Origin of the sequence: Solilutibacter tolerans (assembly GCF_900155935.1) — a bacterium.
Classification (GTDB): Bacteria; Pseudomonadota; Gammaproteobacteria; order Xanthomonadales; family Xanthomonadaceae; genus Solilutibacter; species Solilutibacter tolerans.
Window position 1 is genome coordinate 131,189 of sequence record NZ_FTLW01000002.1, and the last position, 18,396, is coordinate 149,584.

General features: G+C 63.2%; 17 protein-coding genes. 4 read left to right on the forward strand and 13 right to left on the reverse strand.

What is annotated here, in order from left to right:
* Positions 1 to 3 precede the first annotated feature (3 nt).
* The 4 genes from cyoE to BW989_RS03790 are packed head-to-tail and all read right to left on the reverse strand — an operon-like array spanning position 4 to position 3,374.
* Positions 4 to 918 carry a heme o synthase gene (gene cyoE / locus BW989_RS03775; protein ID WP_076585557.1) on the reverse strand — a complete coding sequence of 305 codons (915 nt, stop codon included), beginning with the start codon at positions 916 to 918 and terminating at the stop codon, positions 4 to 6.
* Positions 919 to 922: 4 nt separating this feature from the next.
* On the reverse strand, positions 923 to 2,080 hold the full coding sequence (locus BW989_RS03780; protein WP_076585559.1) for a COX15/CtaA family protein: 1,158 nt from the start codon (positions 2,078 to 2,080) through the stop codon (positions 923 to 925).
* Positions 2,077 to 2,649: a hypothetical protein gene (locus BW989_RS03785; protein WP_076585561.1), complete on the reverse strand. Its 573-nt coding sequence runs from the start codon at positions 2,647 to 2,649 to the stop codon at positions 2,077 to 2,079. The genes BW989_RS03780 and BW989_RS03785 overlap by 4 nt, the downstream gene beginning before the upstream one ends.
* A complete protein-coding gene (locus BW989_RS03790) occupies positions 2,646 to 3,374 on the reverse strand; it encodes an SURF1 family protein (RefSeq protein WP_076585563.1) in 729 nt (242 codons plus the stop codon). The genes BW989_RS03785 and BW989_RS03790 overlap by 4 nt, the downstream gene beginning before the upstream one ends.
* A 50-nt stretch (positions 3,375 to 3,424) precedes the next feature.
* Here BW989_RS03790 and BW989_RS03795 point away from each other — a divergent pair, with 50 nt between their 5' ends.
* Positions 3,425 to 3,652 (forward strand): twin transmembrane helix small protein, encoded by a 228-nt coding sequence (locus tag BW989_RS03795; protein ID WP_076586400.1) that lies wholly within the window; start codon positions 3,425 to 3,427, stop codon positions 3,650 to 3,652.
* Positions 3,653 to 3,730: 78 nt separating this feature from the next.
* On the opposite strand, the gene BW989_RS03800 is transcribed toward BW989_RS03795, so the two are convergent.
* The 5 genes from BW989_RS03800 to coxB are packed head-to-tail and all read right to left on the reverse strand — an operon-like array spanning position 3,731 to position 7,923.
* Complete coding sequence (locus BW989_RS03800; protein ID WP_076585565.1) at positions 3,731 to 4,618, reverse strand: cytochrome c oxidase subunit 3; 888 nt, start codon at positions 4,616 to 4,618, stop codon at positions 3,731 to 3,733.
* A 24-nt stretch (positions 4,619 to 4,642) separates the two neighbouring features.
* Positions 4,643 to 5,206 (reverse strand): cytochrome c oxidase assembly protein, encoded by a 564-nt coding sequence (locus BW989_RS03805; protein ID WP_278245850.1) that lies wholly within the window; start codon positions 5,204 to 5,206, stop codon positions 4,643 to 4,645.
* Positions 5,203 to 5,349 (reverse strand): hypothetical protein, encoded by a 147-nt coding sequence (locus tag BW989_RS12555; RefSeq protein ID WP_165688548.1) that lies wholly within the window; start codon positions 5,347 to 5,349, stop codon positions 5,203 to 5,205. Before BW989_RS12555 ends, BW989_RS03805 begins: the two co-directional genes overlap by 4 nt.
* Before the next feature lie 4 nt (positions 5,350 to 5,353).
* Positions 5,354 to 6,988, reverse strand: a complete 1,635-nt coding sequence (gene ctaD, locus BW989_RS03810) for a cytochrome c oxidase subunit I (RefSeq protein WP_076585567.1) — start codon at positions 6,986 to 6,988, stop codon at positions 5,354 to 5,356.
* 41 nt (positions 6,989 to 7,029) lie between these two features.
* The gene (gene coxB, locus BW989_RS03815; RefSeq protein WP_129582839.1) at positions 7,030 to 7,923 is read right to left on the reverse strand and encodes a cytochrome c oxidase subunit II; all 894 of its coding nucleotides are present in this window, start codon (positions 7,921 to 7,923) and stop codon (positions 7,030 to 7,032) included.
* A 146-nt stretch (positions 7,924 to 8,069) separates the two neighbouring features.
* On the opposite strand from coxB, the gene putA reads away from it, so the two are divergent.
* Complete coding sequence (gene putA / locus BW989_RS03820; RefSeq protein WP_083688200.1) at positions 8,070 to 11,345, forward strand: bifunctional proline dehydrogenase/L-glutamate gamma-semialdehyde dehydrogenase PutA; 3,276 nt, start codon at positions 8,070 to 8,072, stop codon at positions 11,343 to 11,345.
* 98 nt (positions 11,346 to 11,443) lie between these two features.
* Here putA and BW989_RS03825 read toward each other — a convergent pair whose 3' ends face one another.
* Complete coding sequence (locus tag BW989_RS03825; protein ID WP_076585570.1) at positions 11,444 to 12,874, reverse strand: OmpP1/FadL family transporter; 1,431 nt, start codon at positions 12,872 to 12,874, stop codon at positions 11,444 to 11,446.
* A 174-nt stretch (positions 12,875 to 13,048) separates the two neighbouring features.
* Between BW989_RS03825 and BW989_RS03830 the strand changes: the two genes are divergently transcribed.
* Both BW989_RS03830 and BW989_RS03835 read left to right on the forward strand, forming a co-directional pair.
* Complete coding sequence (locus tag BW989_RS03830; RefSeq protein WP_076586405.1) at positions 13,049 to 13,729, forward strand: rhomboid family intramembrane serine protease; 681 nt, start codon at positions 13,049 to 13,051, stop codon at positions 13,727 to 13,729.
* A gap of 35 nt (positions 13,730 to 13,764) precedes the next feature.
* Positions 13,765 to 14,082: a DUF1820 family protein gene (locus BW989_RS03835; RefSeq protein WP_076585572.1), complete on the forward strand. Its 318-nt coding sequence runs from the start codon at positions 13,765 to 13,767 to the stop codon at positions 14,080 to 14,082.
* Between the two features lie 27 nt (positions 14,083 to 14,109).
* Here BW989_RS03835 and BW989_RS03840 read toward each other — a convergent pair whose 3' ends face one another.
* From BW989_RS03840 to gpmI, 3 genes are all read right to left on the reverse strand, one after another.
* The gene (locus BW989_RS03840) at positions 14,110 to 15,498 is read right to left on the reverse strand and encodes a S41 family peptidase (protein WP_076585573.1); all 1,389 of its coding nucleotides are present in this window, start codon (positions 15,496 to 15,498) and stop codon (positions 14,110 to 14,112) included.
* Positions 15,499 to 15,578: 80 nt separating this feature from the next.
* Positions 15,579 to 16,826 (reverse strand): murein hydrolase activator EnvC family protein, encoded by a 1,248-nt coding sequence (locus BW989_RS03845; RefSeq protein WP_083688304.1) that lies wholly within the window; start codon positions 16,824 to 16,826, stop codon positions 15,579 to 15,581.
* A gap of 5 nt (positions 16,827 to 16,831) precedes the next feature.
* Positions 16,832 to 18,373: a 2,3-bisphosphoglycerate-independent phosphoglycerate mutase gene (gene gpmI / locus BW989_RS03850; RefSeq protein WP_076586407.1), complete on the reverse strand. Its 1,542-nt coding sequence runs from the start codon at positions 18,371 to 18,373 to the stop codon at positions 16,832 to 16,834.
* Positions 18,374 to 18,396 lie beyond the last annotated feature (23 nt).

Sequence of the window (18,396 nt, forward strand, 5' to 3'; positions counted from 1 at the left end):
GCGTCAGGGCACCGGCTCGAAGGTCATGACCGGCGAGCCGCCCAGCCACGGCATCAGCCAGTGGTCGATGAGCAGGAACGCGAACAACGCCATCAGGTACACCACCGAATAATTGAACACCCGCATGGCGAAGAATTCGTCCGGCGGGTCCAGCAACTTCCACGCGTACCAGATGAAGACGAGACCCAGCACCACCGCGCCGCCGAGATAGAACACGCCACTCATGCCCGTCACCCATGGCAGGAGCGTGGCAACGAACAGCAGCACGGTGTAGAGCAAAATCTGCCAGCGCGTGTAGTTCACGCCATGGGTCACCGGCAACATCGGGATCAAGGCGCGCGCGTAATCGTCGCGGCGGAAGATGGCCAATGCCCAGAAGTGCGGCGGCGTCCACACGAAGATGATCAACACCAGCAGCAGCGCATGGCCCCAGTCCCACGGGCCTTGCATGCCGGTGACGGCGGCCCAACCGAGCAACGGTGGTGCAGCGCCAGCAATGCCACCTATGACGATGTTCTGCGGCGTCGCGCGCTTGAGCCAGCCCGTGTAGATGATGGCGTAGCCGATCAGCGAGGCAAACGTCAGCAGCGCGGTGATCGGGTTGACGAAGATCACCAGCAGCAACATCGACAAAACGCCCAGCGCGATGGCGAACAGCAACACTTGCCGACCATTCAAAGCGCCCGTGGGCAACGGGCGATTTGCCGTGCGCGCCATGACCGCATCAATGCGTTGATCGATGAGATGGTTGATGGCGGCGGCGCTTGCGGCCGCCAGCCAGATGCCCAGCAAACCAAACACGCTTTCCTTGAGTGGCGGCAATCCGGGCACAGCAAGGAACATCCCCACCAGGGCGGTGAACACGATCAGCGCCACCACGCGTGGCTTGGTTAGTGCCCAGTAATCGCGCACGTGCATGACGTCAGCGCTCCTGTGCCAAGGGTGCCAGGCGAGCGAGCAAGGTAACCAGCACCAAGAGCAACATGGCCGCGCCTGCGTTGTGCAGCACTGCAACCTTCAGCGGCAGACCCATCAACACATTGGCGATGCCGAGGCCCAGTTGCCCCAGCGTCAATGCGCCCAGCAACAGTGCCCAGCCGCGCATGCCGGGCACGCGCAGCAGGCGCATGACCAGCGTCGCCATGTAGACCAGCACCACGCAGGCAAAGATGCGGTGCATCATCTGGATCGCCGTACGTGCCGAGGCATCCAGGACGCCCCCTTCGTAGTCCACGCCGATACCACGCCACAGCACCAGAGCCTCGCCAAAGTCATGCGGTGGCCACCATTCACCCAGGCACTTCGGAAACTGCACGCCACACGCGAGCGCGGCGTAGTTGGCACTGACCCAGCCGCCGAGCGCGATCTGCACCATCAACACGCCCAGACCCACGCGCAACCACATCCGCAGGCTGTGTTCATCGACCGCGCGCAAGGGTGAGTCCGTCGCGCGCCACGCCATCCATGCAAGCAGGCCAAGCGTTGTCATCCCGCCAAGCAGATGCCCCATCACCACGATGGGCTTCAGCAGCCAGGTAACCGTCCACATCCCAAGCAATGCCTGGAAGATGATCACAGCAAGTGTCAATACGGACACGCGTGCAAGATCGGTATTGGACCAACGCCATGCTGCGGCCAGCAAGATCGCCTCACCCGCTAACGCAAGGATGCTCGCGATGACATGCTCACCATGCATGTACATCGGGATGGCGATGCCTACCAGCAATGCTGCGCCAAGCACTTGGGCTATGCCGCGCGGACGGCGACGTGCGCCGAGCAAGGCAAGAATAAGCACCAACACGCCAAGCGTGGCAGCAAGATGACGATGCACCTGCTCGCGCCAGGCGCGGTTGCCATCGAATTGACGAATGCTGCTGGCGACATGGTCCGTGACATCGCCTACCGCCTTGGGCCAGGTAGCGCGACCGTAGCAGGTAGGCCAGTCCGGGCAGGACAGGCCCGCATGCGACAGGCGCACGAATGCGCCGAACACGATCACGCACAGCGCCAGTCCAACGGCGAGCCACGCGATGCGATGGAAGTGGCGGGCCCAGCCCGAACCGTGGATGCGTGCGTTCATTTGAGTTTCAACAATTTGGACAGGTCGCTACGCAGATCACCCGGATCATGGCCGGGAACATATCGCAGGATCGCGAAGCCGTATGGATCGACGATGTAGGTCACCGGCCCGCTCACATCGGAACCTGGCAATGCGGCGCGAAGGGCAGGCTGGTCACGCAGGGCGCGCTGGTGGCTCATCCCCGGTGCATTGGCAGGCACTTGGCCCAGCCAGAAGATCTGCACGCGGTCGGCCTCGCGACCGGTGAGTTGCCAGACCTTGTCGAGATCATTTGCAAGCTGATCGCAAGGGCTGCCGCATTGGCGCGGCGCCGCTACCAGGATGCGCCAATGACGCTCAACCGGGTTCCATTCGTACTCGCCACCTTCGACCAGTTGCGGATGTACTTCACGCAGATCGCCCGGCGGCTCCAGCAACTCGCCCTTGTTTTTCATGCCTTCCGGGCGCCAGCCGGAGAAGCGCAACGCTCCTGCGATGAGAAAACTGCCGAAGATCATCAACGCGATCAACATCAACGCATTACGGTTGCGCTTGCGTGCATGGAGTTGGCTGGGCGTCGGATCGTTCATGGGCGTCGGCGTTGTCGCAAGGTGAGCAGAATGGCGATGATCAGCACGGCTGCCGCCAGTGCAAACCATTGCACGGCGTAACCGAGATGCCGTTCCGGTGGCAGGGTGTTCGGCAGCACGTCCAGGTCGCGCGCATGGCCGAGGGGCATATCCGGGTCCAGGCGCAGCACGCGCGGTGCAATGCGGGCCACGCCACTCCGGGTCGCTATTGTCGCCGGGTCGAGGGCGATCACCAAATGCTGGCCATCCGGGGTCTGGCTCTCCGCGCCTGCCAACAGCCCGCTCGACGGTGGTGGCAACAGCAAGCCTTTGATGGCGATGGTGGCCGCTGGCGCAGAACCGACCACTGGCATCTGGCGCGCCGCGCCAACCGGCATCCAGCCCATTTCGACCAGCAGCGGCATCCCATTGCCCAGAGGCTTGAACAGGCGGAACACCCGCACGCCCGGTCGACCATCGCGCTGCTGGTTGTCCACAAGCCAAGCAGGCTGCTGCAGGAACCGGCCCTCGCCTGCGGCCCAATCGTAGGTTTGCTTGCGCGTGTCGTCGCTGGCGATGGCCAGCGGCTGCGGCGTGCGCTCTCGCAATACCGTGGCGACCGAGGCCAGCATCGTTTCCTTCTGGTGCATGCGTCGCAACTGCCATGTACCCAAGGCGCAGCCTATCGCCATCAAGACAATCGCTATGGTCCAGCCAATCACCGGGGTGGCGGCATGCCGATTCATCGCAGCGCTCCGCTCATCGGGACGCAAACCGGAGTAAAGTGCCGTGCATGATTAGTCCCGAACTCAAAACCCTGCTCATCGTCGCCTTCCTGATTGCCATCGTCTGGAACCTGGGCGCCGGTCTCTATTACATGTTGACCGACAAGGGCGAGTCCAAGCGCACGGTCAATGCGCTGACCAAGCGCATCGCCATCTCGGTGGTCCTGATCCTGCTGTTGGTGCTGTCGATCAAGATGGGCTGGATCGTGCCGCATGGCGTGGGTAGTAATCCCGGTTAGTCAATCAAACATCGCAAAGACAAAAGAGGCCGGCATTGCCGGCCTCTTGCATGTCGGGACCGGGCTATGCCGCCGCGATCAGAGCACGTAGACGAACAAGAACAGGCCCAGCCAGACCACGTCGACGAAGTGCCAGTACCAGGCCACGGCTTCGAAACCGAAGTGATCCTTGGCGGTGAAGTGACCCTTCAGACAACGTAGCCAGATGATGATCAGCATCAGCGTGCCGAGCGTCACGTGCAGGCCATGGAAGCCGGTGAGCATGTAGAAGGTCGAGCCATAAATGCCCGAGCCCAGGGTCAGGTTGAGGCCGCCCCAAGCGTGGATGTATTCCTCCGCCTGGAAGAACAGGAAGACGCAGCCCAAGAGGATGGTAAGGCCCAAGAACAGCAGCAAGGTGCCGCGCTTGCCGTCTTTCAGTGCGTGGTGGGCGATGGTGATGGTCACGCCCGACGTCAAAAGGATCAACGTATTGAGCAGCGGCAGGCCCCAGGCGCCCACGGTCTGGAAGTAGCCGCCGATGGTGGCCGGGCCATTGCTCGGCCAACCGGCCGAATAGCCCTGCCACAACAGCGCGTTGGTCATCGCGCCATCGCCTTCACCGTTGAGCCACGGCAACGCGAACGTGCGGGTGTAGAACAGCGCGCCAAAGAAGGCGGCGAAGAACATCACCTCGGAGAAAATGAACCACACCATGCCCATGCGGAAGGAGTTGTCGACCTGCTTGTTGTAGTAGCCACGCAGCGACTCGGTGATGACATCGGCAAACCACTTGAAGATGATCGCGGACAGGAACGCCACGCCGAGCAGGAACACGGTCTTGCCCCAGCTCACTTCGTTCAGCCAGGTGGCGAAACCGACCATGGTGATGAACAGCGCGACCGAGGCCCAGATCGGCCAACGGCTTTGGGCCGGAACGTAATACACGTTCGGATTGCGGTGTTCGCTAGCGTGGGCTTGTGCCATGTCGTTCTCTCTTGCGTCGTTCGGTCAGGGCGCGGCAGCGTTTGCCTGGGCCGTGAGGGTGTCATTGCGGAAGAAGGCGTAGGACAAGGTCAGTGTCTTCACATCGGCCGGCAGTGCCGGATCGACGATGAAGCGCACTGGCATGTCACGCGATTCGCCCGCTTCGAGCTTCTGCGCGGTGAAGCAGAAGCATTCGGTTTTGTTGAAGTACTTGGAACCACGTGCTGGCGCCACCGACGGCACCGCGCTACCCACGATGACACGTTTACTGGTGTTCTTCGCGTAATAGGTGGTTTCGTATTGCTTGCCCGGCTGCACCTGCATGCTGAGCTGGTGTGGCTTGAATTCCCACGGCAGAGCGGAGTTAACGCCCCCGTCGAATTGCACGGTGACCCAACGCTCCTTGCCTGGCGCGATGGTAGCGGCCTGGGCATCGGACGCCGTTTGCGCCAGACGGATGCCGAACACCTTCTCGCAGGCGATGCGATACAGCGGCACCAACGCGAAACTGAAGGCGAACGCGCCCAGGGCCACTAAGATCATCTTGGCGAAGCCGCGATGCTTGCGCGGGGCAGGCACGTCGGTCACGAGTTCAACACCCCGGACAGGATGAAGGCCGCATAGATCCCGACCGCGATCAACGCGACGATCAAGGCCGTACTACGCGCAGCACGACGTCGCGCTTCAAGCGTGCGGCTGTCGTTGGCGTCGTGGTCGGTCATCGCCGTCATGTACTCAGTGCGCGTCGTCGTCGTGAGCGAGATCGCCCGGCTTGATCACCGGCGGCAGCTCAAAGGTGTGGTGCGGCGCCGGCGACGGCACGGTCCACTCCAGGCCACGCGCGCCCTCCCAGGAACGAGCCGCAGCCTTGTCACCGGTCTTGAGCGAGCGCCACAGGATCCACGCCATCATGAACGGCGTCACAAACATGCCGAACGCACCGATCGAGCTGACCAGGTTCCAGTCCGCGAACACGACGTTGTAATCCGGGATACGACGCGGCATACCGGCCAGGCCCAGGAAGTGCTGCGGGAAGAACAGCAGGTTGACGAAGACCATCGTCCACCAGAAGTGGAAGCCCGCCCACCACTGGCTGTACATGCGGCCAGTCCACTTCGGCCACCAGTAATAGACGGCGCCGATGATCGAGAACAGGGCGCCGGTCACCAGCACGTAGTGGAAGTGCGCGACCACGAAGTAGGTGTCGTGGTACTGGAAGTCGGCAGGCACGATCGCCAGCATCAGGCCGGAGAAGCCGCCGATGGTGAACAGGAAGACGAAGCCGATCGCCCACAACATCGGGGCCTCGAACGTCATCGAGCCTTTCCACATCGTGCTGACCCAATTGAACACCTTCACGCCGGTCGGCACCGAGATCAGCATCGTCGCGAACATGAAGTAGATCTCGCCGCCCAGCGGCATGCCCACGGTGAACATGTGGTGGGCCCAGACGATGAACGACAGGAAGGCGATCGCGGCGGTCGCGTACACCATGGCCTGGTAGCCGAACAGCGGCTTGCGGCTGAAGGTCGGGATCACTTCACTGACCACGCCGAAGGCCGGCAGGATCATGATGTAGACCTCGGGGTGACCGAAGAACCAGAAGATGTGCTGGTACATCACCGGGTCGCCGCCGCCGGCTGCATTGAAGAAGCTGGTGGCGAAGAACTTGTCGGTCAGCAGCATCGTGACCGCACCGGCGAGCACCGGCATGACGGCGATCAGCAGGAAGGCGGTGATCAGCCAGGTCCAGCAGAAGATCGGCATCTTCAAGAGGTCAACGCCCGGCGCACGCATGTTGAGCACGGTGGCGATGATGTTGATCGCGCCCATGATCGAGCTGATGCCCATCATGTGGATGGCGAAGATGGTGAAGGAGAAGCCCGCGCCCGCCTGCAGCGACAGCGGCGGATACAGCGTCCAACCACCGGCCGGGCCGCCGCCGGGCAGGAACAGCGTGAGCAGCAGCAGGGTGAAGGCGAACGGCATGATCCAGAAGGACCAGTTGTTCATGCGCGGCATCGCCATGTCCGGCGCGCCGATCTGCAGCGGGATCATCCAGTTGGCGAGGCCGACGAAGGCCGGCATGACGCCACCGAAGATCATCACCAGCGCATGCATGGTGGTCATCTGGTTGAAGAACTCGGGGCTGACATGCTGCAGGCCCGGGGTGGCCAACTCGGTGCGGATGATGACGCTCATCGCTGCGCCGATGATGAACATCACGAAGGAGAACACCAGATACAGCGTGCCGATGTCCTTGTGGTTGGTCGAGAAGAACCAACGCTCCACGAAACTCTGCTTGTGACCGTGGTGGTCGTCGTGGTGGTCGTCGTGGTGATCGGCGGCGGTGGGATGCGTAGCGGACATGCGCTGGACCTCTAATGCTTTGTTACGAATCGCCGGGCGAATCAGCCCGCCGAAGCGGGAGCGGCGGCAGGAACGGCGGCGGTCGCCGGTGCGGTTTCTTCAGCCGGGGTTTCGGCGGGGGCGACCGGGGCGGCTTCGGCCGGCGCGGCGGCGGCTTTTTGCTCGGCCAACCACGCGGCGTACTCGGCCTTCGGCACGGCCTTCACCACAATCGGCATGAAGCCATGGTCCTTGCCACACAGCTCAGCGCACTGGCCGCGGTAGATGCCCGGCTTCTCGATCTGCGTCCAGGCCTCGTTGATGATCCCGGGGATGGCGTCCTGCTTCCAGCCCAATGCCGGCACCCACCACGCGTGGATCACGTCGTCGGCGGTGATCACGAAGCGGATCTTGGTGTCCGTGGGCAGCACCAGCACGTTGTCGACATCCAGCAGGTAATGCGGATGGTTGGCATCGCGCGCGTCCTGCTTGGTCTGGCGGATCTCGTCGCTACGGCGGTCCATGCGGCTGGTGAAGGACACGTCTTCACCCAGGTATTCGTACATCCACATCCACTGATAGCCGGTGACCTTGACGGTCATCTCGGCGTTGCGGGTGTCGTACATCTTGATCAGGTTCTTTGTGGCCGGGAAGGCCAGCACGATCAGGATGACCACCGGCACGACCGTCCAAATGATCTCAGCAGTGGTGTTGTGGCTGAACTGCGCGGCCACGGCGCCCTTGGAGCGGCGGAACTTGAAGATGGCGTAGGCCATCGCTCCGAACACGATCACGCCGATCACGACGCAGATCCAAAGCACCCACATATGCGCCGAGTAGGCGGCATGCGATGTCGGGGTGACGCCGCGTCCCATGTTGAGCTGCCAGCGATGAGGGTCAGCGGATTGCGCCCATGCCACCAGGGGCAGGCACGCCAGCAGCGTCCCGATTGCCATCGCCTTGACGGCGCGTGCGAATTGCACCATGTCTGAAGGATCCCAATGCGTGCGAGCCGCATGAGGCGGCATCGCGTGACAAAACACCGGCACGATGCCGGCTCAATCCCGGAAATGGTAGCGGGCGCAGCCCCTGCGCGGCAAGCATGCCGGACTTTCGGCACCCATATTCGTGCCTCACGGCGACATATAATCGGCGGTTCTCCCTCGCCCCATCGAGCCTCCCGCCCGTGAGCGCCCCTTTGCTCTCCCAAGTGCCCCCACCCCCCCACTCCCCTTTGCGCGCGGCGATTACACGCGCCTGGGTGCTGTATGAGGCCGCCCATGTCCAGGATTTGCTGGCCCAGGCTCGCCAATCGGAGGCCGATCGCGCCGCCGTACGCGCCACGGCCGCCGACCTGGTGCGCCGGGTGCGCGCCCGCGCCAGCGATGCGAGCCTGGTCGAGTCCTTCATGCGCCAATACGACCTGGGCAGCGAAGAAGGCGTGTTGATGATGTGCGTGGCCGAGGCCCTGCTCCGCATCCCGGACCAGGACACCGCCGATGCGCTGATCCGCGACAAATTGGGTGATGCCAACTGGCGTCGCCACCTGGGCCAGAGCGATTCGCTGCTGGTGAATGCCTCGACCTGGGGGCTTTTGCTGACCGGCAAGCTGGTCAACCTGTCGGATGACACCCAGCGCGACGCCGTCGGCGCGTTTGGCCGGTTGGTCGGCAAGCTGGGCGAACCCGTCATCCGCGGCGCCACGCGCCAGGCGATGAAGATCATGGGCCACCAGTTCGTGATGGGGCGGACCATCGGCGAGGCGCTGGATCGCTCGAAGAAGGGTGCGAACGCCGCGTATCGCTATTCCTTCGACATGCTGGGCGAAGGCGCGCTGACCATGAAGGACGCCGCCCGCTATCTGGAAGCGTATCGACAAGCCATCCATGCGATCGGCGCCACCGGCCCGTTCGACGATGTGTTCGCCGCCCCCAGCATCTCGGTGAAGTTGTCTGCCTTGCACCCGCGTTACGAGCACGCCAAGCGCGAACGCGTGCTGGCCGAGCTCGGCCCTGGCCTGTTGGAACTCTCGCAACTGGCGAAGCGCTATGGCATCGGCCTGACCATCGATGCCGAAGAAACCGAGCGGCTGGAGCTCTCGCTCGACTTGATTTTCGATGTGTTGGCCGATGATTCGCTACGCGACTGGAACGGCTTCGGCATCGTCGTGCAGGCGTATCAAAAGCGCGCACCGTTCGTCATCGACTATATCGCGGCCAAGGCACGTGAACTGGGCCGCCGCATCCCGGTTCGCCTGGTGAAAGGCGCGTATTGGGATGCCGAAGTGAAGCGTGCGCAGATGGACGGCCAACCCGGCTATCCGCTGTTCTCGCGCAAGCCCAATACCGATGTCAGCTACCAGGCCAATGCGCGCCGCTTGCTGCAGAACATCGATGCGATCTACCCGATGTTCGCGACGCACAACGCGCAAACCATCGCCGCGATTCACCAGATGGCGAAGACCGCATTCGGTGGTGCGCGCGAAGGCAACGGCTTCCGCTACGAATTCCAGAAGCTGCACGGCATGGGCGATGACCTCTACGCCGAAGTGATTCCGGCCGACCGCCTGGACGTGCCCTGCCGCGTGTACGCGCCGGTCGGCAGTCACGAGGACCTGCTGCCCTACCTCGTGCGTCGCTTGCTGGAGAACGGCGCCAATTCCAGCTTCGTCAACCGCATTACCGACGAAGCCATTCCGGTCGATGACCTGGTCCGCGACCCGATCGAGGTCGTCGCCGCCTTCGAGCAGATCCCGCATCCCCGCATCCCGCTGCCGGTCGACCTCTACCGCAGCCAGCATCAGCCACGAGACAATTCCATGGGCATCAACATCGCCAACGACGACGCGCTACGCCAACTGGCCGCCGAGATCAACAACGCCGGTAGCGGCAGCTGGACGGCTTCGTCGCTGGTGCCCGGCGCGAACGTGACAGGCGAGCGCATCGCCGTGACCAACCCGGCTGATCGCCGCGAAGTGGTTGGCCATTGGCAGCCAGCTGACGCCGCCATCGTCGAGCGCGCGATGGAGAACGCGCTGGCCGCGCAATCATCGTGGGATGCGACGCCCGTGGATGCGCGCGCCGCGATGCTGGAGAAAGCCGCCGACCTCATGGAAGCACGCATCGCGCCGTTGATGGCGATGTGCACCAAGGAAGCCGGCAAGACCATTCCCGACGGCATCGCCGAAGTGCGCGAGGCCGTGGACTTCCTGCGCTATTACGCGATCGAAGCGCGCAAGGCGTTCACCGTCGAAGCCCTGCCCGGCCCGACCGGCGAATCCAACACGCTGCAGCTCTCCGGCCGCGGCGTGTTCGTCTGCATCAGCCCGTGGAACTTCCCGCTGGCGATCTTCACCGGCCAGATCGCGGCGGCGTTGGCCGCCGGCAATACGGTGATCGCGAAACCTGCAGAGCAAACCAATCTGATTGGCTACGCCGCAGTGAAATTGATGCACGAAGCCGGCATTCCGGCGGACGTGCTGCAGTTCGTGCCGGGCGATGGCGCGACGGTCGGCGCAGCATTGACGCGCGATGCGCGCGTGGCCGGCGTGTGCTTCACCGGCTCCACCGAAACCGCGCGCATGATCAACCGCGCGTTGGCGGCGCGCGACACCGGCATGATCGCGACGCTAATCGCCGAAACCGGCGGCCAGAACGCGATGATCGCTGACAGCTCATCGCTGCCGGAACAAGTGGTGAAGGATGCACTGGGTTCCGCGTTCACCTCGGCCGGCCAGCGCTGTTCCGCGGCGCGCGTGTTGATGGTGCAGGACGATATCGCAGACAAGGTGATCGGCATGCTGGCCGGCGCGATGGCCGAGCTGAAAGTCGGCAATCCGGGGGAGCTGTCCACCGACGTCGGCCCGGTGATCGATGCCGACGCCAAGGCGCAGCTGGACCAGCACGCCGAGCGCATGCAGCGCGAGGCCAAGCCGATCGCTGCTGCCAAGCTGTCGGACGAAGCCGCGCACGGCACCTTCGTCGCGCCGATGGCGTGGGAGTTGCAATCGATCAACCAGTTGACCCGCGAGAACTTCGGTCCGGCGCTGCATGTGGTGCGCTGGAAGGCGGATGAACTCGATCAGGTCGTCGATGCGATCAATGCCACCGGTTTCGGCTTGACGCTCGGCATCCACTCGCGCATCGATGAAACCGTGGACCGCATCGTGCAACGCGCGAAGGTCGGCAACATCTACGTCAACCGCAACCAGATCGGCGCAGTGGTCGGTGTGCAGCCTTTCGGCGGCCAGGGCATGAGCGGTACCGGACCGAAGGCCGGCGGCCCGCACTACCTGCCGCGCTTCGCGACCGAGAAGACGGTGACCGTCAACACGACGGCGGCGGGCGGCAACGCGAGCTTGCTGACGTTAGGCGAGTGATAAGACGGGCGCGCACTGCGTCGCGCCATCGAAGCCACATCCACCCCAAAGGAAAACCCCGCCGAAGCGGGGTTTTCCTTTTTGCATCCTGACCGAGATCAGAACTTGTAGGTCGCGCCCAAACCGAAGACGTTGGCATTGCCTTCGACTTGTCCCGTCAGACGGGTACCGGTCGAAGACGTCGCGTTGATCGGCGAATCCTTCAGGTTGACGCGCAAGTAGGCCGCATCGATGCTCAGGTTTTGCGTGGCATGCCAGGTGGCACCGATGCTGTACAGGTTGCGATCGTTGTCGGGCAGACGCGGAGAACGATTGACATCGTGCGTCGGGGTTTCGTCACGACCGATGCCGCCACGCAGAGTGAACGACGGGCTGAGGTCGTACTCGGCGCCCAACGAGTACATGCTGGAATTGCTCCAGTGGTAGTCCTCGCTGCCCAGCACGGTGCCGTTGTCACGCTGAATGGTCACCACGTCCAGCGACGACCAGTTGGTGATCTGCGCTTCGCCAAACAGACGGAAACCATCTGTCACGTCATAGCGTGCCGAGAAGGTGTGGGTGCTCGGGGTGGTCAAACCAGCGCCACCCTTGCCGTCGGCGAAACGGGTGCTCATGCCCGGCAGGGCCATCACGTTCGCCGGAATGGTGAAGTCGACGTCGCCTTCCAGCTTGTGGTCGATTTCAGACTTGTAGTTATAGCCGACGGTCAGCTTCTCGATCGGGCTCCACTGCATGCCGAGGGTCCAGCCGATGCCGTTGTCCTTGCCGGTCACGGAGAAGAAGCCGTCATTCTGGCCGGGCTTGTACGGTGCGGTCGGGGCCAGGCAGAGGTTGGTGAGCGCAGCCAGGCCAGCGGCCGTGGTTGCGCCTGCAGCCAGCTGCGAGCACACGGCGGTGCCAAGGTCGAGCGCGTTGCTGAGGGTCACCTCAGAGTGCTGGAAGATGAAGCCAACACCCATCGAGAACTGATCATTCACCTTCCAGGCGGCGGACAACGTGGCATCGATGACCTTCACGTCAGATTCGACGGCGTTGTAGCGGCCCATCCAGTCGGCGTCCCACTCGGTCACCAGGCCATACGGTGCATTGACGCCGAAGCCGACCCACAGGTTTTCGAAGCTGCCATGCAGCGGCATCACCACGGCAAACGACGGCACGGCAGCAACATCACCCGGGTCGCCGCCATTGCCGCCACCTGCCGGACGCGCAAGGGCGCTCACTGCAGCATTGTTGCTGGCAGCAAAGGGGGCGCCGGCAATTGCGGTGCCACTGAAATCACCATTGAGATCGATGGCGCTGACGTTGGCCGACACGGTGGTCTTGTCGAGGTTCACCATTGCGGCCGGGTTGGTGATGGCGACGGTCGCATCATCCTTCGCCACCGTGGTGCCGGTGAAAGCACGACCCTGCGCCTTGATGCTGTTCTCGCGGATCTGGAAGCCGGACGCTGCGGCGTTGCCGACGGCCAGTACACCGACAATGGCAACTGCCAAGGCCGACAGTCGCGCGGTGGTGGAAACATGCTGCATTTGTTCTCTCCGTATGCTCGGTTGTGTGAATTTCTTGGTGGCCTGCGACGCGCTGGGCGTGCGCCAGGAACCCTCCCGGCATACGGCACCGTCCGCACTATAGCGGCATTAACTTCGTCGTAACATCTCGCAGTGCACGAATCACCGTATGGTGGCAACCCACAGGAGGTCCACTTGTTCGTCGCTATCCCCCCTCGCCATAAGCGCCACCCCCGCTGGGTCACGCCGTTGCTGGTGGTCGTGCTGTGCGCGGCCTTCGTTTGGACCCAGATGATGCCCGAACCTGAACGCCAAGCCCTACTCCAAAACTGGGGGGCGCTGGGCGGCTTGGGACGCGACATCAACACCTTGTCTGACCCGTGGCGCTGGGCACGCTTGTTCAGCGCACTGTTTTTGCATGGCGATTGGTCGCATCTGGTTGGCAACCTGGTGTTCCTGATGATCTTCGGGCTCCCCTCGGAGCGGCTATTGGGTTCGCTGCGTTTTCTCACCGTCTTTCTGATTGGCGGCGCCATTGCCAACTTGGCCGCCTCTGTGTCGGTTGCCGATGATCAAGTGGTGATCGGTGCCAGTGGCGCGGTGTCGGCGGTGATCGGTGCATGGTTGGCACTGTTCCCGAAGGCACGCCTGGGTGTGGTCTTGCCGCTGGGCTTGTTCCTCGAGTTCGTGCGCGCGCCCGCCGTACTCTTGATCGGACTGTGGGCCCTGCTGCAGGTGTTGTTTGCCTACATAGGGCCGGCCTATGGCCAAGTGGCGTGGGTGGCACATATAGCCGGCTTCGGCGCGGGCGGTTTGCTGGCACTGTTGTCACGTGGCGCGATCGCGCGACGAATGCGCAAGGAACGCGGCTACTGAGCAGGCCGTCACCGCACGCGGCTTATAATCGTACGATGTCGAAACCACTCTATCGCCTGCACTTCCACCATCAGGACAAGCTGTATGTGGTTTATGCGCGACGCGTAGCGTCGAGTTCGATCTGGGGATTCATCGAGGTGGGCGAATTAGATTTCGACACGCGCCAAGGCGTGCTTGTCGATCCTGCCGAAGAACGTTTGCGCGAAGAGTTCGCCGACACCAAGGCGCTGCACCTGCCTATGCACAACGTGTTGCGCATCGAAGAAGTCGAACGCCGTGGCACCGCGACCATCCGCGATGCCAGCGAGACGAGCCGCGTGATCACGCCGTTCCCGATACCGCGTCAAAACTGACGCGACACCCGGCGCACATCACTCTGTTTATTTCAGCGGTGTAGTCGGCACCGCAGGCTCGACAGTGATAGGCGGCACCTTGCCTGCCGGCAGCGGCGGCACCTCGCCCGCCATGCGTTTTAACTCTGCCAAGGCCGATCGCATCGGCGCATCACCCGGCAAGACGGCACCGGCGTTCTCGCCTGCCATCGCCTCGCCTTCTTCTTCGCCGCGCAGGTGGCCGGGCAACGCTGCTTCGTTGATCCGCGCAATGTCGTCGGCGCTGGCGTCTTCGGGATGCAAGATCACGTCAGGCGCAATGCCGACGCCCTGGATCGAGCGACCGCTGGGCGTGTAGTAGCGCGCAGTGGTGAGCTTCACCGCATCGCCATTGTCGAGCGGCAACAAGGTTTGCACCGAACCCTTGCCGAACGTGCGACTACCCACGATGCGCGCACGCTTGTGGTCACGCAATGCGCCTGCCAACACTTCCGATGCACTCGCAGATCCCGCATCGACCAGGACCACTACCGGCCCACCCGACATCATGTCGCCACGCGTCGCACTGAAACTGGTATCGCCACCTTTCAAGCGGCCGCGCGTGCTGACGATGACACCGCTATCCAAAAGATCGTCAGCCATTTGCACCGCGCCGGTGAGCAAACCGCCAGGATTACTGCGCAAATCAATTAGCAGACCCTTGAGCTTGCCGCCGGACTGAGATTTCAGCGCGTTCACCGCCTTGGAGAAATCTTCCGCCGTGCCGCTCTGGAAGCTCGACACGCGCACATAGCCATAACCGGGCTCCAACATGCGCTGACGCACGCTTTGCAGGCGAATACGCTCACGTACCAAAGTGACATCGAAGGGCTTGTCCTTGCCTTCGCGGTAAATCGTGACCTTCACCGACGAGCCCGCCTCGCCGCGCAACGGCGTGCTGCCATCAGCGTCGCTGATCGGCTTGCCGTTGATCGCAGTAATGATGTCGCCGGACTTCAGCCCCGCGCGATCACCCGGCCCGCCTTCCAGCGGCGCGATGATCTTCAACACCGGGCCCGGCTGTTGCTGCAATTCCAAGCCGACGCCGTCATACGCGCCAGTGGAATCCTGATTGAAATCGCGCGCGGCGTCCTTGTCGAAATAGACACTGTGCGGATCAAGATCCAGCAACAAGCCGCGCAGCGCCGAATGCATCAATTTTTCATCGGCGACGGGCTCGACGTAAGCCTCGCGAATCGCGTTGTAGACACTGACGAAGCGACGGATCTCGGCAAGCGGCACCTGTTTGGACACACTTTCGCCGCCATCGGGATCATCCACAGCTGCGATGTCTTGCGCTGGTTGCCCTTCGGGTGGCGCAGGCTCGGCCTGTTGTTGCGCGTGGGCCTGTCCGGCCAGCAAGATCGCCAGCACCACGGAAAGCGAACGAAGACGCATCAGTCACTCCATCTCAACGCATGAATGGGTGGATTATGCGCGGATGCCGGTTGAGCGGATGATGAAGGGCCTGTCTTGTCTCAACGGCGCAGCCAGACCGTCGGGTTAACCGGCTTGCCGCCGCGGCGCAATTCGAAGTACAGCGCAGGCCGACCCTGCCCACCCGAATTGCCGACGCTGCCCACCGCATCACCGCGCTTCACGTTGCTGCCGACATCCTTCATCAGCGCATCGTTGTGCGCGTACAGGCTCATATAGCCATTACCGTGATCGACGATACAGAGCAGGCCATAACCGCTCATCCATTCGGCGAACACCACTTGGCCATCGGCGACCGCGCGCACCGGTGTGCCAGCGGCCGCGCCGATCAACATGCCGGAGCTGGCGCTGCCGTCCGGCATGGTGCCGCCAAAGCCGGCGAGCAGGCTGCCACTGAGCGGCCAGCCCGCGCCGCCGACGGCAACGGGCGCAGCGGTCGCTACGCGGGTCGGCCTCGCAGGGCGCGATGATGTCCCGCCCGGCTTGCTGGATGGCTTGCTGGATGGCTTGCTGTTGGCCGCCGCCTCGCGGCGCGCACGGGCTTCAGCTGCGGCACGCTCACGCGCTGCCTTCGCGGCAGCGGCACGCAATTGAGCCAACACGCGCTCAAGCGCCTTCGCATCCTGGCCCAAGGCCTTTTCGCGCGTGGCCTTGTCACGGTACTTGGCATCGACTTGCGCCAGGGTGGCAGCGCGCTGCTTGCGTTGCTGGGCGACTTGCGCAAGTTCGATTTGTTGCTTTTCGCGCGCAGCCGCCAACAGCGTGCGCTTCTGGTTGATCTCGGTTTGCACCGCTTCGAGTTGGGCCAATCGACCGCTGATTTCGCGTATGCGTGCGGCACGATCACGCTGCAACGCGCCGTAATAGGCCAACTCGCGATTGGCTTTGGCGATCTGGTCTTGCGACAGCATCACCTTGAGCGGCGCATCACGGCCGGTCATATAGGAGGCGCGCACCAAATTGGCCAGCACTTCGCGCTGACCGACCAGCGACTGCGCCAACACCTCGCGCTGTGTTTGCAAACCGCCCAGCGCCTGTTGCTCTCGCACGATCGCCGCTTGCGTTTCGTTGAGCGCGCGCGTGGTGCGGCCCACCGCTTCATCGGCATCGCGCACCGCGCGATTGGCTTCGCCGCGCTGGCCTTCCAGCTTGCGACGTTCACTGCCTATCTGCTTCAGCTCCTTGCGCAGCTCGCGCAACTTGCGCTCGGTGTCACCCGTGCTTTGCGCACTGGCGATACCGGCCAGCAGCGTCATCGCCACCATCAAGACCACGACACGGGCGCGCATGAGCTTCATCCAGCAAATAAACTCCGGCCAGTCATCTCGGCGGGTTGTTCGATACCCAACAAGTCGAGCATGGTCGGCGCGACATCGCGTAAGGCGCCGCCATCGCGCAAACGCGCATCGCCACGCGTGCCGACATAGATCAGCGGCACCGGGCCGACGGTGTGCGCCGTATGCGGCTGGCCGGTGTCAGGGTCACGCATCATTTCCAGATTGCCATGATCGGCAGTGACGAGCAGTGCACCACCGACTGCTTCCACTGCCGCCGCGACTTCACCCACCGCGACATCGACCGCTTCGGCGGCTTTCACCGCCGCTTCCAGAAGACCGGTGTGGCCAACCATGTCCGGGTTGGCGATGTTGCAAACGATGACATCGAAAGCCTGCGTGCGAATCGCATCGACCAGCTTGGCGGTCAGCTCGGGACAACTCATTTCCGGCTGCAGATCATAGGTCGCGACTTTTGGGCTGGGGATCAGCGTGCGACCTTCGCCTTCATACAAATCCTCGCGCCCACCACTGAAGAAGAAGGTGACGTGGGCGTATTTTTCTGTCTCGGCGATACGCAGCTGGGTCAATCCATGCGCTGCCAGTACTTCGCCCAAGGTATTGGGCAGGTTGTCCGGTGGATACGCAAGCGTAGCCGGCAGTTTGGCGTCGTACTCGGTCAGGCAGACGAAGTCGCTCAAGACCGGGCGGCGTGTGGCAAATCCTTCGAAACCGGGCTGTACGAAGGCGGCGGTCAGCTGGCGTGCGCGATCGGCGCGGAAATTCATGAACACGACCGCATCACCGTCGATGATCTTCGCACCGGCACCGATCACCGTCGGCTGCACGAACTCATCGTTTTCGCCGCGGGCATACGCGGCATCGAGCGCTTTCAATGCCGTGCCGGCCGTGTGCATGCCTTCGGCATCGACCATCGCTTCCCATGCAGCTTCGACACGTTCCCAACGCGCGTCACGGTCCATCGCGTAATAGCGACCGCTGACACTGGCGATGCGCGCATTGCCAAGTTGGTCGCACAAGGTTTGCAGCGCAACCAGGCTGTCGTGCGCTGAACGCGGCGGGGTATCGCGACCGTCCAGGAATGCATGCACAGCGACGCGCGGTACCTTGAGGCGTGCGGCGAGCTCCAGCATCGCGAAGATATGCGCCTCGTGGCTGTGCACGCCGCCAGGCGAGAGCAACCCCATCACGTGCAGGGTGCGGCCGGTGATCTTGGCGTCCTCGCAAGCACGCACCAGCGCCGCATTGGTGAAGAAGCTGCCGTCCTCGATCGCCGCATCGACGCGGGTCAGATCCTGATAGACGATGCGCCCCGCACCCAGGTTCATGTGGCCGACCTCGGAATTACCCATCTGCCCGTCTGGCAGGCCTACATGACGGCCTTCAGTGTGAATCAGCGTGTGCGGGCGCTCGGCCCAGAGACGACGCCAGTGCGGGGTATCGGCCAGGGCTAGCGCATTATCTTGCGGATCTTCGCGGTATCCCCAGCCATCCAGGATCAAGAGGACGACGGGTTTGGGGCGCGATGGGGCTTCAGGCATGACTTGGGGACCAATGACTTCAG

What these genes read in the sequence shown, in the direction of transcription:
- cyoE (WP_076585557.1), bottom strand. Translation starts at nt 918, where the DNA reads ATGCACGTGCGCGATTACTGGGCACTAACCAAGCCACGCGTGGTGGCG.
- BW989_RS03780 (WP_076585559.1), bottom strand. Translation starts at nt 2,080, where the DNA reads ATGAACGCACGCATCCACGGTTCGGGCTGGGCCCGCCACTTCCATCGC.
- BW989_RS03785 (WP_076585561.1), bottom strand. Translation starts at nt 2,649, where the DNA reads ATGAACGATCCGACGCCCAGCCAACTCCATGCACGCAAGCGCAACCGT.
- BW989_RS03790 (WP_076585563.1), bottom strand. Translation starts at nt 3,374, where the DNA reads ATGAATCGGCATGCCGCCACCCCGGTGATTGGCTGGACCATAGCGATT.
- BW989_RS03800 (WP_076585565.1), bottom strand. Translation starts at nt 4,618, where the DNA reads ATGGCACAAGCCCACGCTAGCGAACACCGCAATCCGAACGTGTATTAC.
- BW989_RS12555 (WP_165688548.1), bottom strand. Translation starts at nt 5,349, where the DNA reads ATGACGGCGATGACCGACCACGACGCCAACGACAGCCGCACGCTTGAA.
- ctaD (WP_076585567.1), bottom strand. Translation starts at nt 6,988, where the DNA reads ATGTCCGCTACGCATCCCACCGCCGCCGATCACCACGACGACCACCAC.
- coxB (WP_129582839.1), bottom strand. Translation starts at nt 7,923, where the DNA reads ATGGCAATCGGGACGCTGCTGGCGTGCCTGCCCCTGGTGGCATGGGCG.
- putA (WP_083688200.1), top strand. Translation starts at nt 8,070, where the DNA reads ATGCCGGACTTTCGGCACCCATATTCGTGCCTCACGGCGACATATAAT.
- BW989_RS03825 (WP_076585570.1), bottom strand. Translation starts at nt 12,874, where the DNA reads ATGCAGCATGTTTCCACCACCGCGCGACTGTCGGCCTTGGCAGTTGCC.
- BW989_RS03835 (WP_076585572.1), top strand. Translation starts at nt 13,765, where the DNA reads ATGTCGAAACCACTCTATCGCCTGCACTTCCACCATCAGGACAAGCTG.
- BW989_RS03840 (WP_076585573.1), bottom strand. Translation starts at nt 15,498, where the DNA reads ATGCGTCTTCGTTCGCTTTCCGTGGTGCTGGCGATCTTGCTGGCCGGA.
- BW989_RS03845 (WP_083688304.1), bottom strand. Translation starts at nt 16,826, where the DNA reads ATGCGCGCCCGTGTCGTGGTCTTGATGGTGGCGATGACGCTGCTGGCC.
- gpmI (WP_076586407.1), bottom strand. Translation starts at nt 18,373, where the DNA reads ATGCCTGAAGCCCCATCGCGCCCCAAACCCGTCGTCCTCTTGATCCTG.